This window comes from Streptomyces phaeoluteigriseus, assembly GCF_001896135.2.
Classification (GTDB): Bacteria; Actinomycetota; Actinomycetes; order Streptomycetales; family Streptomycetaceae; genus Streptomyces; species Streptomyces phaeoluteigriseus.
On the sequence record NZ_MPOH02000015.1, the window covers coordinates 1,486,812 to 1,501,466 of the forward strand.

Here is a 14,655-nt window from a genome sequence, read left to right on the forward strand (position 1 = left end):
GCCGCGTCCGGCTCGCCGGCCGCACGCGCCCGCTCGGCCTCGGCGCGGGCCAGCCAGGCCTGGCCCCTCCGGACCCTGCCGGCACCCCGGCCTCGCCGCGCTGCGCCGCCGCCCGTGCCAGGTCCACGAGTTCCTCCGCGACCGTCGACCAGCGGGCAGCCGTAGCCCCGTCGCCGCCGGCGCGGGCCGAGGCGGCCGTGTCGGCCACCGGCGTCAGCGCCAGGGCGGCGAGCCGGACGGCGACGTCCGGGCGGCCGCCCGTGTCGCCGGTGAGCGCCTCCAGGGAGGCACGCATCTGTGCCACCGCCGCTTCGGCGTCACCCCGCAGGGCCGCCGCGTCGGTCAGGACGACGGCGGTGACCAGCGTCGCCATCCAGTCGGCGGCGCCCCCCGCCAGGGCCCGCGCACGGTCGACGGCCCCCGCCTCCCCGCGGGCCAGCGCGACGTACAGTGCGGGCCCGGCCGCGTACCCGCCCGCCGAGGGCAGGACCGCCAGGTCGGCCGCCGCCGTCCGCACGCACTCGTCCCAGCGGCCCAGGGTGTGCAGCAGCAGCAGTTGCAGATAGCGCATCTCCAGCGGATACGGCGAGGAGAGCAGGCCCGCCCGGCGGGCCCGGTCCAGGCCGTCGGCCAGCCAGGGCAGGCACTCCTCGAACTCCCCTGCCTCGTAACAGCCGATGGCCAGGTTGAACAGGGCCCGCATCTCCACCGGGGCGCTGCCCGCCCGCCGGGCCAGCTCCCGGGCCTCCCGCAGGCGCTCGCGGCCCTCGGGGGAGCGCCGGCCGCCACCCTCCAGGACGGCGAGCGAGATCAGCAGGTCGGCCTGCGCGTCGGTCACCTTCAGCTGGTCCGCGACGGCCAGCGCCTGGCGGGCGACCCGCCGCGCGGTCTCCGTCTCCCCGACCTGACGGGCCGCCAGGACATGGGTGGCCGCGGCCCACACCCACGTCGGGGACGGCGGCTCGGCGGGGATCATCGCCAGCGCCTCGCTGCTGTAGCGGAACGCCGCCGTGAGACTGTCGACGCCGAGGAGGGTCCCGGCCAGCGTGTACCGCACGCGCGCGGCGAGTTCGGAGTCGGCGTCCTGGCCCACCCCGGCGAGCGCGGCGCGCGTCAGGGAGACCGCGCGGTGCCCCTGCCCGGCGTGCGCGGCAGCCGCCGAGGCGCGCAGCATGAGCGTGACCCGGTCCATGCCCTCGCCCGACGGGCGGGCGGAGGCGTCCACCGTGGGCCACAGGTCGAGCGCGGTCTCCAGCTGGCGCAGTTCCTCGGCGGGCGCCCCCACCCGCTGGGCGTGGTCGGCGGCCTCCAGGGAGGCGGCGAGCGCCTCCGGCAGGTCATGGCTCTCGCGGTAGTGGTGGGCCCGCTCGGCGGCGGTCTCGGCGCGGTGCCCCCGGCCGCCGAGCAGCCGGGCGAACGCGCCGTGCAGCCGGGCCCGTTCCCCCGGGAGGAGATCGGCGTACACCGCCTCGCGCGCGAGCGCGTGCCGGAAGGCGTACGTGTCGCCCGCGCCCGCGACGAGGAGCTGTCGGCCTATCGCCTCGCGCAGCGCCGACTCCAGCTCGTCCTCGGGCAGCGCGACCGCGTCCCGCAGCAGGTCGTGCTCCACCCGCCGCCCTGCCACGGCCGCGGTCCGCAGCACCAGTTGGGCCGTCTCCGAGAGCTGCTCCACGCGGATCATCAGCAGGTCGGCCAGTCCGCTCGGCACCCCACCCGCCCCGGTGTCCGTCGCGGCGAGCAACTCCTCCGCGTAGAAGGCGTTGCCCTCGGCGCGCTCCACGATGCCGCGCACCGTGGCGTCCGGCAGCGGACGGTCCTCCAGGGCGCGCACCAGCCGGGTCACCTCGGCGTCCGCCAGGGGCCGCAGCTCCAGCCGCTCCACGCCCGGCAGCCGCACCAGCTCGGCCAGCAGCGGCCGCAGCGGATGCGGCGGTGCAGATCGTCCGCGCGGTAGGAGGCCAGCAGCGCGAGCCGGTGGGCGGGCGCACCGCCCGCGGGCCGCTGGAGGACGCCCCGGCTCAGCAGGAACCGCAGCAGGTCCCGGGAGGACTCGTCGGCCCAGTGCAGGTCTTCCAGCACGATCAGGAGCGGGTTGACCTCCGCCAGGTCGGCGAGCAGGCCCGCCATCCCCTCGAACAGCCGCAGCCGCCCGCCCAGGTCCCGTACGGCGTCGTCCGGCCCGCCGCCGAGCAGCCGGTCGACGACGGGATGCCCGGCGAGGACGGCCGCGAAGCGCTCGTCCCCGGCGAGCGCACCGAGGATCTCCGTGAACGGCAGATAGGGCAGGCCCACGTCACCGAGATCGACGCAGTGCCCGGTGAGCACGGTCGTCCCGGTGCGCGCGGCCCGCGCCGCGATCTCGTCCAGCACGCGCGTCTTGCCGACGCCGGCGTCCCCGGCGACCAGCACCGCCCGCGCCTCCCCGGCACGGGCGCGCTCCAGCACGCCGGAGAGCCGGGCGATTTCCTCGTCCCGGCCGATGAACACGGTGGCGAACGCTGTGGGAGGCACGCCTCCATCCTGGCATGCGCCACCGACAACTCCGCCGGTGAGCAGCGCGGACCCCGCAGCCGCGGCGCCGCAGAGGCTGAGCGGATCCGTGACTCAGCGCCTCAGTCCGCAGCGCCAGCGCCTCAGGCCGCAGCGCCTCAACGGTTGAGCGACCGGGCCCAGTCGTCCGGCACCCGTCCCGCAGGGCCGGGCGTGGGCTGGCCCAGCGGGTGGCCGGACGGCGGCGCCAGCTCCGGGCCCGACTCGTACAGCTCGTCGCTGTCGTAGTCCCAGAACCAGTCCTCGCCGGGCTCGAAGCTCTGCACGAGGGGATGCCCGGTGGCCTTCCAGTGCGCGGTGGCGTGCTGGGCGGGGGAGGAGTCGCAGCAGCCGATGTGGCCGCACCGGGCGCAGCGCCGCAGGTGGAACCACCAGCCGCCCGTCGCGTCGCACTCGACGCAGCCGGTACCGGTGGGCGGGACGCTCGGGTCGATGGCGTCGGTGTCGGTCATACGGGCTCCTCGGTGGTCTCGGACGCGTTGTCGGGGTCGGCATCGGCTTCGGGCGCGGTCAGCGGCAGCAGCACCTGGAAGCGGGTGTCGCCCGGCGCGGACTCGACCTGGAGGCTGCCGTGGTGCTTGTTGACGACGATCCGCCAGGAGATGTCCAGACCCAGGCCGGTGCCCTCGCCGACCGGCTTGGTGGTGAAGAAGGGGTCGAAGATGCGGCTGCGGATGTCCGCCGGGATGCCGGGCCCGGTGTCGCCGAACTCCACCAGCAGCCGGTCGCCCTCCCGGGCGGTCCGCACGGTCAACGTGCCCTCCCCGCCGATGCTGTTGATGGCGAACACGGCGTTGTCGACGAGGTTCGTCCACACCTGGTTCAGTTCCGCCGGGTACGCGGGGACGTCCGGCACGGTGCGGTCGTAGTCCTTGACGACCACGATGCGCTGCCCGATCTTCCCGGAGAGCATCAGCAGGGTGCTGTCGAGGAGTTCATGGACGTCGACGACCCGGTAGGGGGCGCGGTCGAGCTGCGAGTACTGCTTGGCCGCGTCGACGAGATGGGAGATCCGGTTGGTGGAGTCGTCGATCTCGTCCATCAACAGCTCGGTCTCGACCGTGTAGTTGAGCCAGCCGATCGCGTTGGGCAGGATGTCGGCCGCCACGGCCGCCGCGACCTGTTCCAGCCAGTCCACGTCGAGCCCGGCCTGCACGAACGTCGGCGCGACCCGCCAGCCCTCCTGGATGCCGTGGTCGTCGAGCCAGTCGGTCAGCTCGTCCTCCCGGTCGGAGGCCTCCAGCGGGCTCAGCACGGGTGCCTTGGCGACGCGCTCGGCCGTGCGCTCCTGGATCTCGATCAGTTTGGCGAGCACCTCGCGGGAGTAGGCGCCCTGCGAGATGACGGCGAGCTTGTGCCGCATCTTCGCCACCCGTTCCCGCAGCGTCGCCGTGGCCCGTACGGCCGCGGCGGCCGGGTTGTTGAGTTCGTGCGTGAGCCCGGCCGACAACGAGCCGAGGGCCAGCAGCCGTTCGCGCTGCCCGATGGCCCGCTGGGTGTTCTTCGAGCCGAAGAACAGCCCCTCCAGCAGATGCGCGGCCATCGGGAACCACTCGCGCATGATGTCCGAGAACGACTCGGCGGGCAGCACGAAGAAGCGGGTCGGTTCGGTCACCCGCATCGAGTTGTTGTAGACCTGCGGCACCCGGTCCCCGAGGTACGCCTGCATCGCGCCCGCGTACACCCCGCGCTGCGAGGTGCGGCTGACCTCGACGTCGTCGGCGCCGACCCGGCGGTACAGCACCACCGTGCCCTCGATCATCACGTAGAAGCAGGTCGCCGGGTCGCCCTCGGTGTACACGGGACCGGCCTCGAACCGCTCCACCCGCCCCTCGGCGCACAGCCGTCCGAGCTGCTCGGGGGAGAGCTTCTCGAACAGGAACAGCGTGCTGATCTCGGCCGCGTCGCAGGGCATCGGCCGCCCGCTCATGACTGCTCCAGGTAACGGTGGACGAGCATGACGGCCATGGCTCCCTCTCCGACGGCGGACGCGACGCGCTTGGCCGACTCGGCGCGCGCGTCGCCCGCCACGAACACGCCGGGGATGTTGGTCTCCAGGTGGTACGGCGGCCGGTCCAGCTCCCATTCCGCCGGCGGCCGCCCGTCCGCGGTGAGGTCGGGCCCGGCCAGGATGAACCCGCGCTCGTCGCGCAGCACCGTGCCGTCCAGCCAGTCGGTCAGCGGGGCCGCGCCGATGAACACGAACATCCACTGCGCGTCGACGAGTTCGCTCGCCCCGCTGTCCACGTCCCGCAGGGTGAGCTGCTCCAGGTGCTCCTCCCCGTGCGCGGCCTCCACGACGGTACGGGTCCGCACGGAGATGTTCGGCGCCTCCTCGATCTGCTGGATGAGGTAGTGCGACATCGACGCCGTGAGGGACTCCCCGCGCACCAGCAGCGTCACCGACTTGGCGCCCCGCGCCAGGTACATCGCCGCCTGGCCCGCGGAGTTGGCGCCGCCCACGATGTACACGTCCTGCCCCTGGCAGGAGGCCGCCTCGGTGAGCGCCGAGCCGTAGTACACCCCGCAGCCCGTCAGGTCGTCGCAGCCCGGCGCGAGGAGCTGGCGGTACGACACACCGGTCGCCAGGATCACGCTGTGCGCGGCGACCGCCGACCCGTCGGAGAACCGCACCACGCGGGCGGGGCCGCAGACCTCCAGTCCCGTCACCTCGCGCGCGGTGAGGATCTCGGCGCCGAACCTGGCCGCCTGCCGGCGGGCCCGGTCGGTGAGCTGCGCGCCGGACACGCCGTCGGGGAAGCCGAGGTAGTTCTCGATGCGGGAGCTCTGCCCGGCCTGTCCGCCGGTCGCCGACCGCTCCACCAGCACCGTGCGCAGACCCTCCGAGGCGCCGTAGACGGCCGCGCCGAGCCCGGCCGGCCGCCGCCGATGACCACGAGGTCGTAGAACTCGGCCTCGGGGGTCGTCGCCAGCCCCACGTGCGAGGCGAGTTCGGGGGCGTCCGGCTCGATCAGCGGTGTGCCGTCGGGAGTGATCACCAGTGGCAGCCGCTGCCCGTCGGCGCCGGCCGCGGCGAGCAGCCGCCGTCCCTCGGGCTCGTCGGAGGAGTACCAGCGGTAGGGCACCTGGTTGCGGGCCAGGAACTCGCGCACGTCCGAGGAGCGCGCCGACCAGCGGTGCCCGACGACCTTGGTGGCCGGCACGGGCCGGTGGTCGCTGGCGCGCCACGCAGCGAGCAGGTCGTCCACGACCGGGTAGAGCTTCTCCTCCGGCGGATCCCACGGCTTGAGGAGGTAGTGGTCGAGGTCGACCACGTTGATCGCGTCGATCGCCGCGTTGGTGTCGGCGTAGGCGGTCAGCAGCACGCGACGTGCGCCCGGATACACGTCCAGGGCCTGTTCGAGGAAGTCGATGCCGTTCATCTGCGGCATGCGGTAGTCGGCCAGGATCACGGCCACCAGGTCGCCGCGCAGCTTCAGCTCGCGCAGAGCGTCCAGCGCGGACTCGCCGGACTCGGCGCGCACGATCCGGTACGCGGCGCCGTAACGGCGCCGGAGATCGCGGGCGACGGCGCGGGAGACCCCCGGGTCGTCGTCCACGGTCAGAATGACGGTCCGCGCGGTCTCGGCGGCCTGTGCCATACGTCTCCCACCCCGGGGGTTCAGGACTCGCGGCACGGCGGGCCCCGCGCCGGTTTCCGCCCATCGTATGTTCGATCGCCCCGGCTCGCTCCGGGACCGGGCAGGCCGTGCGCTCCCGGTGCAGGTCCGGGCACGGGCGGTGCACTGGTGGTCGACGCGGGGCGGGCTTTCAGCTCTTGCGGTCGCTCAGCACGCAGAACTCGTTGCCCTCGGGGTCCGCCAGTGTCACCCAGCTCACCTCGCCCTGCCCGACGTCGGCGTGGCGCGCCCCCAGGGCCAGCAGACGCTCGACCTCCGCGTGCTGGTCCTCGGGCCGGAAGTCCAGGTGGAGACGGTTCTTGACCGTCTTGGCTTCGGGCACCGGCCCGAACAGCAGGCCCGGCAGCCGGTCGGGGGCCGGTCTGATCTCGAACTCCTCGGCCGCGTCGTTCACCACGACCCAGCCGAGCGCCTCGGCCCACCAGCGTCCCAGCGCGACCGGATCGGCCGAGTCGACGATCACCTGTTCCCACTCCAAGGTCATGACGGCAACTGTAGTGGTGAACACTGGACCCGACGAAGCGAAATCACCACGCGGGGAGGCGACGGGATGACGGGCGTGATCACGGCAGGGGTCGACGGGACGGAAGAGAGCCTCGCGGCACTGGCCTGGGCGGCCAGGGAGGCCGTACGGCGGGATCTGGCGCTGCGGGTGGTGCACGCCTGGCGGTTCCAGTCGGACGCGGCGGCCGAGGTGGCGGACCGGGAGGCCCAGGAGGAGTGGGTGCGGGCAGCCGTCCGGGACGCCGTCACCGACGTCTGCGGACGCCACCCCGGCCTGCGGGTGACCGGCGACATCGTGGAGGGCGAGCCGGCGGAGACGCTGGTCGCCGCCGGGGCGGAGGCGGAGCTGCTGGTGCTGGGCTCGCGCGGGCACGGCGCGGTCGTCGGGTTCCTGCTCGGCTCGGTGGGCCAGCAGGTGATCGCCGAGGCCCGGCGCCCGGTCGTCCTGGTGCGGGCCGGGGACAAGGCGAGCGCCGAGGTGGCGGGGCACGAGATCATCGTCGGCCAGCACGGCTCGCCCGAGGACAGCGGGCCCGCGCTGCGGTTCGCGTTCGAGACGGCCGCCGCGCGCGGCGCGTCCGTGCGCGCCGTGCGCGCCTGGACCCTGCCGCCGGTGTTCTCCTACAGCCCCGCCTCGCTCAAGCTGCTCGACGACGCCGGCGGTCTGGAGCCGTACGAGAAGAAGGCGCTGGCCGAGGCCCTCGCCCCGTGGCGGGAGCGTTTCCCGGACGTGCCGGTGGTGGAGCATGTGGAGATCGGCAGCGCGGGGCAGGTGCTGCTGTCGGTGTCCGGGCGGGCCCAGTTGGTGGTGGTCGGCCGGCGGGCGCGCCGTACCGGCGTCGGCGCCCGGATCGGCTCGGTGGCGCACGGCGTGCTCCACCACGCGGACTGCCCGGTCGCCGTGGTCCCGCACGAGTGACGCGCTCCCGGCGCCCGGCTCACTCCGGCGTCGTCGGCTCCAGGGTCTCCCGCGCGCGGGGCAGGATCCTGGCGATGTAGTCCTGCACCGCCGTGTCGAGCCCGATGTCGTGCTGTGCGCGCTCCGACAGGTACCAGCGGTGTTCGAGGAGTTCGTGGTAGATCTCCGCCGGATCCATGGAGCCGCGCAGCTCCAGCGGCACGGCCCGCACGGTCGGCCGGAACACGTCCCGCACCCAGCGGTGCGCCAGCACCTCGGGGCGGGCGGCGAGAGGGTCGCCCGGGGCGTAGTCGTCCTGGGTGGCCATCCAGCTCTCCAGGTCGTTGAGCAGCCGTCTGGCCTGGTTCTCCTCGGTGTCCAGGCCGGTCAGCCGCAGCAACTGCCGCTGGTGGTGGCCCGCGTCGACGACCTTCGGCACGAAGGTGACCGTGTCGCCGTTGGACGAGTGCTCGATCTGCATCTCGGCGACGTCGAAGCCCAGCTCGTTGAGCCGGCGGATCCGGCGCTCGATGTAGTGGTACTTGCCCGCCGGGTAGACCGAGGTGCGGGTCAGCTCCTGCCACAGGCCCTGGTAGCGCGCGCAGATCTCCATGCCGAACTCCACCGGGTCCACCGACGGGTGCAGGGCGCCCGAGGCCTCCAGGTCGAGCAGCTCGCCGCTGATGTTGACGCGGGCCAGGTCGAGGTCGTAGTCGCGCTGCCCGGTGCTCAGCTGCGGATGCAGGTCACCGGTCTCGGCGTCGACGAGATAGGCGGCGTAGGCGCCCGCGTCGCGCCGGAACAACGTGTTCGACAGCGAGCAGTCGCCCCATGCGAAGCCGGACAGGTGCAGCCGCACCAGCAGCACCGCCAGGGCGTCCATCAGCCGGTGCATGGTCGCCGGACGCATGGTCGTCTCGAACATCGACCGGTACGGCATCGACCCGCCCAGATGCCGGGTGACCAGCACCGACTCCAGCGGATCGCCCCCGGCGTCGACGCGCCCGGTGACCACGGCCAGTGGGTCGACGGCCGGGATGCCCAGCCGGTCCAGGTCGCGCAGCAGCTCGTACTCGCGCAGCGCCGGGCGCTCGGCCAGCTCCTTGACGGCGATCACCTCGTCGCCGGCGCGGGCATAGCGCACCACGTGCCGGGAGATGCCGCGCGGCAGCGGTACGAGAACGTCCTCGGGCCACTCCTCCAGCGGAAGCTGCCAGGGCAGTTCCAACAGGAGTGCCGGGTGCTCCGGGTTGGTGGCACTGATCTGCAAAGCCATGGCCCGACCTTAGACGGCGCGTTCCCGGGCCTGCTGTGCGGCCTTCCGCACCGGCCCCCGGTGGATGGGTCCGTGGCCGGGCAACAAGGTGTCGGCGGCGAGGGACTCGATCACGTCCAGCGAGGCCAGCGCGCGGTCCCGCTCGTGGTGGAACATGCCGGGCAGCAGCTGCGGGCCCCGCACCCGCGAGGTCGCGTGCCCGCTGACCAGGGCGTCACCGGAGACGAGGAACCCGGCGTCGGGGAGGTGGAAGACGGTGTGGCCGTCCGTGTGGCCGGGGGTGTGCACGGGGACGGGCCGGCCGGGCAGATCCAGCGGGCCGGTGGCGGCCGGGAACGGCTGCGGCGACGTGACCGGGTGCTGTTCGGTGCCGCCGGAGCGCAGGACGTGGACCGCCCAGGGCAGCACACCGGGCCGCCAGGCGTTGCGCAGCACCGTGCCGACGCCGACCTGCTGGAGGAAGTCCCGGCGCGCGTGGGGCACCTCGGCCGGATGCAGATGGACCGGGGTGCCGTACTCGGTGCGCAGGTGCTCGGCGGATCCGAGGTGGTCGTTGTGCGCGTGGGTGATGAGGACGGCGGTGACCGCCTGCGGTGAAGCGCCCACCGCGGCAAGGGAGTCCAGGAGCCGCTGCCGGTCCGCGGGATAGCCGGTGTCGATCAGGGTGACGGCGTCGCCCTCGGTGAGGATCACCCAGTTGGTGTGGCCGCCGTGCACCAGATAGGTGCCGTCCGCGACCTGCCGTACGTCTGTCCGCATGATCGTCCCGTGGGGTGAGGTCCGTGCCCGACGGGGACAGCAAAGCAGATCGACGGGGTGCGCCGGGCCCGCGCGTGGTCCTACTGCACGCCGTGCGGCCGGAACTGCACGCTGATGCGCGGCCCGGCGGCGCGCGTCGACTTGGGGACGCAGTGCTCCCAGGTCCGCTGGCAGGAGCCGCCCATCACGATCAGGTCACCGTGGCCCAGGGGGCGCCGTACGGTGTCGCCGCCGCGCACCGGGCGCAGCAGCAGGTCGCGGGGCGCGCCCACGGAGAGGATGGCGACCATCGTGTCCTCACGGGCGCCCCGGCCGATCCGGTCGCCGTGCCAGGCGACGCTGTCACGGCCGTCGCGGTAGTAGCACAGGCCCGCGGTGACGAAGGGCTCGCCCAGCTCGCCCGCGTAGTGCGCGGAGAGGGCCGCGCGGGCCTCGTCCAGCACGGGGTGCGGCAGCTCCCGGTCCTCGCCGTAGAACGCGAGGAGCCGGGGGACGTCGACCGTCCGGTCGTACATCTGCCGGCGCTCGGCGCGCCACGGGACGTCGGCCGCGAGCTGTTCGAACAGCTGGTCCGCCCCGGAGAGCCAGCCCGGGAGCACGTCGATCCAGGCGCCCGAGCCGAGCGCGGTGCGGCGGATCCCCTCGAGGGGGCCGAGGCGCAGCTCGTCGGTCTGGTCGAAGAGGGAGCCCTGGAGGTGCCTGGTCATGGGCCCAGCGTACTCCTTAATCGAATATGTGTTCCATGCGCTTGGTGGTCGGGGCCGCGGTCTCCCGAGTCGGCGACGGACGCGTGCCGGCGACGGCCGCTGTCGGGCCTGTGCTCGCGTCCCCCGAGTCGGTGTCGAGGCCTTTCGATACATCGACGCATCGGATACATTCCCGTATCGAACGGAGGTCCGACATGACGGCTGACCAGACGGCGAGGCGCGTCACCCGGCGTCGGCTGCGCACCCGGGCCAACCTCCTCGACGCCGCCTTCGAGGTGTTCGCCGCCAAGGGCTTCGGACGCGTCTCCATCGAGGAGGTCTGCGAGGCCGCCGGATACAGCCGTGGCGCCTTCTACTCCAACTTCGCCAGCCTGGACGAGCTGTTCTTCGCGCTCTACCGGCAGCGCGCCGACCTCATCGCCCGGCAGGTCGCCGACGCGCTCGCCGGGGACGGACCCGGCCTCGACGTGCCCGCCTCCGTGGACCGGGTCACCGAGGTGCTGCTCCTCGACCACGACTGGCTGCTGGTGAAGACGGACTTCCTCGTGCACGCCGCCCGTGACCCGGCCGTCGCCCGGTCCCTGCTCGAGCACCGGGCGACACTGCGCGGCGCCATCGCCGACCGGCTCGGCCGCGACCGCGCCCACACCGCCCTGCCCGCCGTCCTCGGCGACGCCGACGCCGCCGCCCGCGCGGTGGTCGCCGCGTACGACGGGGTCACCACCCAGTTGCTGCTCGACAAGGACGTGGACGGCGCCCGCGCCTGGCTCAAGCAGCTCCTCACCGCGCTGCTCACCGAGGGCAGCACCCACAGCCACCCCACGAGCCACCCCCGGAACCATCCCGAGAACCACCCCGAATGAGAAGGGCAACGGTCGCCATGGACGCGGACGTCATCGTCGTCGGAGCGGGCCTCGCCGGCCTGGTCGCGGCGCACGAACTCACCAGCAGGGGCAGGCGGGTCGCCCTGGTCGACCAGGAGAACGCCGCCAACCTCGGCGGCCAGGCGTTCTGGTCCTTCGGCGGGCTGTTCCTCGTCGACTCGCCCGAGCAGCGACGCCTCGGCATCAAGGACTCCCTCGACCTCGCCTGGAGCGACTGGCAGGGCAGCGCCCGGTTCGACCGCACCGACGACGAGGATTCCTGGGCGGTGCGCTGGGCGCGCGCCTACGTCGAGTTCGCGGCGGGGGAGAAGCGGACCTGGCTCGCCGGGCACGGCATCTCGTTCGTGCCGACCGTCGGCTGGGCCGAGCGCGGCGATCTGCGCGCCGACGGCCACGGCAACTCCGTGCCCCGCTTCCATGTCGCCTGGGGGACCGGCACGGGCGTCGTCGAGCCGTTCGTCAGGTACGCCCAGCAGGCCTCGAGGGACGGGCTGCTCACCTTCCACCACCGTCACCGCGTCGACGAACTGGTCCTGGAGGGCGGCGCCGCCCGGGGCGTCCGCGGCACGGTGCTCGCGCCCGACGACTCACCACGCGGTGTCTCCTCCAGCCGCGAGCGCGTCGGCGACTTCGAACTGACCGCCCAGGCCGTCGTCGTCACCAGCGGCGGCATCGGCGCCAACCACGACATGGTCCGCCGCTACTGGCCGGCACGGCTCGGCACCCCGCCCGCCGAGATGGTCACCGGCGTCCCGGCCTACGTCGACGGCCGCATGCTCGACATCAGCGCCGAGGCCGGGGTCCGGCTCGTCAACCGCGACCGCATGTGGCACTACACGGAGGGCGTCCAGAACTGGGACGCCGTCTGGCCCGGCCACGGCATCCGCATCCTGCCCGGACCGTCCTCGATGTGGTTCGACGCCCTCGGCCGCCGGCTGCCCGACCCCTGCCTGCCGGGATACGACACCCTCAGCACCCTCCGGCATCTGCGCACCACCGAGGACATCGCCGGACACGACCACTCCTGGTTCGTCCTCACGCGCAAGATCGTCGAGAAGGAGTTCGCGCTGTCGGGCTCCGAGCAGAACCCCGACATCACCGCCAAGGACCGCAAGGCCGTCCTGCGCGACCGCATCCTCGGCAAGGGCGCGCCCGCCCCCGTGCAGGCGTTCCTCGACCACGGCGCGGACTTCGTCGTCGCCGACACCCTGGACCGGCTGGTCGAGAAGATGAACGGCCTGACGGACAAGGCGCTCCTCGACGCCGACGTCCTCCGCCGGCAGATCCGCGCCCGCGACCTCCAGATGGCCAACTCCTACAGCAAGGACGCCCAGGTGCAGGGCATCCGCAACGCCCGCCGCTACATCGGGGACCGCCTCGGCCGCGTCGCGTCCCCGCACCGCATCCTCGACCCCGACGCCGGACCCCTCATCGCCGTCAAGCTGCACGTCCTCACCCGCAAGACGCTCGGCGGCATCCAGACCGACCTGGACTCGCGCGCCCTCGGCGCCGACGGCAGCCCGGTCGAGGGCCTCTACGCGGCGGGCGAGGTCGCCGGCTTCGGCGGCGGAGGCGTCCACGGCTACAACGCCCTGGAGGGCACCTTCCTCGGCGGCTGCCTCTTCTCGGGACGCGCGGCGGGACGCGCGGCGGCACGGCAGACGGGGGTGAGTCCCGGGGGTCGGGGGCGGGGGCCGGCCCATGACCGGGTGGGTCGGCCGTCGACAGTGGCGGCGGCCGGCGCCCGGCGGGCGGTCGGCCGTCGGATTCCGGTCGGGACCGGACCGGCCGTCGACCGAGCAGGCGGCGCGCCTCGCTGCCGAGCAGGCCGCGCTCCCCGCCGACGGGCAGGTTGCCCGCCCCCGGTCGACGGGGCGACCCTGCCCTCAGCCGAGGATGCGGGCCAGCACCGCCGCGTGACTGTGTTCGGGTTCCTTCACCGCCGTGAGCAGGGTCACCGGTCCCACGGCCGCCGACTCCCGCACACGGTCGAGGAGTTCGGCCGCCTCGGGCTCGGCCAGCTCCGCCTCGTACCGCCGCGCGAACTCCTCGTACGAGCCCTCGCCCGTGTGGTACCAGCGGCGCAGCTCGTTCGACGGAGTCAGCGCCCTGGGCCACTCGTCGACCCGCGCCGCCTCCTTCGCCAGACCGCGCGGCCACAGCCGGTCGACCAGGACGCGGACGCCGTCCCCGGACTCTGGTGGGTCGTACACACGGCGTACGCGGACACTCATGGGCGGCCTCTCCACGGGGTGGGCGGTGGTGCCGAGGGTAAGCACGGGCCGCCCGCCCGCGCCGCACGGCTTGACCTGAACGAGGGCGAACCGGCGGGGCGCGTTGCCTGGTCAGGTCATGTTCGATCACAGCCACCCCCAGGAGCGCACGTGGTTCACCTCCGCAGACGCCCCGCCCTCCTCGCGGCCGTACCCCTGGCCGTGACGGCCCTGCTCACGGCCGCCGATCCCGCGCTCGCGGCCGGTCCGGTGGGCACGCCCGGCGTCGGCGACCCCTCTCGGTGGCGCGCGCGGTGAGGACGGCTTCGCCGTCGAGGTGCCGGGTCGCCGCGTCAGGACCTGGCTGTACGCTCGCGAAAGCCCAACCAGCCCCGAGAACCTGACCAGTTCCTCACACCTCTCGGCCAGGGTCGAATCATGATCACGCATCGCGTCCGCGCCGCGCTGCTCGCCGCGTCCCTCCTGCTCACCGGATGCGGCGGCGGGGCGGCCTCACCCGACCGCAGAGCCCCGGACCCCGCGACCACCGCGGCGGCGCCGAGCACGCCCGCGCCCGAGGCCGCCGCGCAGACGGTCCCGCAGCAGTTGCCTGGCCTCGGCCCGAAGACCCGCTCCGCCGTGCCGGCCTCCGCGCGCCAGGTGGTCGTGGTCACCGGGCGCGGCCGGGACTCCCCGCTCTCCGAAGCCGTCCTGTACCGCCGCACCGGCACCGGCTGGCAGCCCGGTCCGACCTGGCCCGCCCACAACGCCCTGCGCGGCTGGACCGACCACCACCTCTCCGGCGACCTTCGCTCACCCATCGGCGTGTACGGCCTCACCGACGCCGGCGGACGACTGCCCGACCCCGGCACCCGGCTGCCGTACGACCGGTCGACCGGCGGATTCCGCTCACCCGGCACCGGCTTCGAGGGCGAATCCCTGGCCGGCTCCTTCGACTACGTGATCGCCATCGACTACAACCGCAAGCCCGGCACCTCGCCCTTGGACTGGACCCGACCCCTCGGGACCGGGCGCGGCGGCGGCATCTGGATCCACGTCGACCACGGCGGCCCCACGCACGGCTGCGTCAGCATCGCCGAACCGCACATGAGGGAACTGCTCCGCGCCCTCGACCCCGCCCTCCATCCGGTCGTCGTCATGGGCGACCATGCCTCCCTGGCCCGCTGACCCGGACCGGCCGCCCACCGCCCACCGCCCACCGG

Annotated in this window: 10 protein-coding genes and 3 pseudogenes; 4 read left to right on the forward strand and 9 right to left on the reverse strand. The window is 73.9% G+C overall.

Features of this window, described 5'->3' with window-relative positions; translation table 11 throughout:
* The 5 genes and pseudogenes from BM536_RS24680 to BM536_RS24700 form a co-directional block, all read right to left on the reverse strand.
* Positions 1-2,511: pseudogene (locus tag BM536_RS24680) on the reverse strand (ATP-binding protein); the annotation flags it as partial.
* A 137-nt stretch (positions 2,512-2,648) separates the two neighbouring features.
* The gene (locus BM536_RS24685) at positions 2,649-3,002 is read right to left on the reverse strand and encodes a UBP-type zinc finger domain-containing protein (RefSeq protein WP_073498299.1); all 354 of its coding nucleotides are present in this window, start codon (positions 3,000-3,002) and stop codon (positions 2,649-2,651) included.
* Positions 2,999-4,480, reverse strand: coding sequence for an ATP-binding protein (locus BM536_RS24690; RefSeq protein ID WP_073498301.1), 1,482 nt, complete (start codon positions 4,478-4,480; stop codon positions 2,999-3,001). The genes BM536_RS24685 and BM536_RS24690 overlap by 4 nt, the downstream gene beginning before the upstream one ends.
* A pseudogene (locus tag BM536_RS24695) lies at positions 4,477-6,152 on the reverse strand (NAD(P)/FAD-dependent oxidoreductase). The gene BM536_RS24690 and the pseudogene BM536_RS24695 overlap by 4 nt, the downstream one beginning before the upstream one ends.
* A 169-nt stretch (positions 6,153-6,321) precedes the next feature.
* A complete protein-coding gene (locus BM536_RS24700) occupies positions 6,322-6,675 on the reverse strand; it encodes a VOC family protein (RefSeq protein ID WP_073498303.1) in 354 nt (117 codons plus the stop codon).
* 66 nt (positions 6,676-6,741) lie between these two features.
* On the opposite strand from BM536_RS24700, the gene BM536_RS24705 reads away from it, so the two are divergent.
* Positions 6,742-7,614: a universal stress protein gene (locus tag BM536_RS24705; protein WP_094103478.1), complete on the forward strand. Its 873-nt coding sequence runs from the start codon at positions 6,742-6,744 to the stop codon at positions 7,612-7,614.
* Between the two features lie 19 nt (positions 7,615-7,633).
* Here BM536_RS24705 and BM536_RS24710 read toward each other — a convergent pair whose 3' ends face one another.
* The 3 genes from BM536_RS24710 to BM536_RS24720 all read right to left on the reverse strand — a co-directional run bounded on the left by BM536_RS24710 (position 7,634) and on the right by BM536_RS24720 (position 10,335).
* The gene (locus BM536_RS24710; protein ID WP_073498304.1) at positions 7,634-8,869 is read right to left on the reverse strand and encodes a DUF4032 domain-containing protein; all 1,236 of its coding nucleotides are present in this window, start codon (positions 8,867-8,869) and stop codon (positions 7,634-7,636) included.
* A 9-nt stretch (positions 8,870-8,878) separates the two neighbouring features.
* Positions 8,879-9,628: an MBL fold metallo-hydrolase gene (locus BM536_RS24715; protein ID WP_073498306.1), complete on the reverse strand. Its 750-nt coding sequence runs from the start codon at positions 9,626-9,628 to the stop codon at positions 8,879-8,881.
* Between the two features lie 80 nt (positions 9,629-9,708).
* Entirely contained in the window at positions 9,709-10,335 is a 627-nt protein-coding gene (locus tag BM536_RS24720; protein ID WP_094103479.1) for an alpha-ketoglutarate-dependent dioxygenase AlkB, read from the reverse strand.
* A gap of 194 nt (positions 10,336-10,529) precedes the next feature.
* On the opposite strand from BM536_RS24720, the gene BM536_RS24725 reads away from it, so the two are divergent.
* Complete coding sequence (locus tag BM536_RS24725) at positions 10,530-11,198, forward strand: TetR/AcrR family transcriptional regulator (protein ID WP_073498307.1); 669 nt, start codon at positions 10,530-10,532, stop codon at positions 11,196-11,198.
* Positions 11,199-11,215: 17 nt separating this feature from the next.
* Positions 11,216-12,883: pseudogene (locus tag BM536_RS24730) on the forward strand (FAD-binding dehydrogenase); the annotation flags it as partial.
* A gap of 222 nt (positions 12,884-13,105) precedes the next feature.
* Here the strand turns inward: BM536_RS24730 and BM536_RS24735 are convergent.
* Positions 13,106-13,453: a DUF488 domain-containing protein gene (locus BM536_RS24735; protein ID WP_073499373.1), complete on the reverse strand. Its 348-nt coding sequence runs from the start codon at positions 13,451-13,453 to the stop codon at positions 13,106-13,108.
* A gap of 417 nt (positions 13,454-13,870) precedes the next feature.
* Between BM536_RS24735 and BM536_RS24740 the strand changes: the two genes are divergently transcribed.
* Positions 13,871-14,620, forward strand: coding sequence for a L,D-transpeptidase family protein (locus tag BM536_RS24740; RefSeq protein ID WP_094103480.1), 750 nt, complete (start codon positions 13,871-13,873; stop codon positions 14,618-14,620).
* Positions 14,621-14,655: the final 35 nt, after the last annotated feature.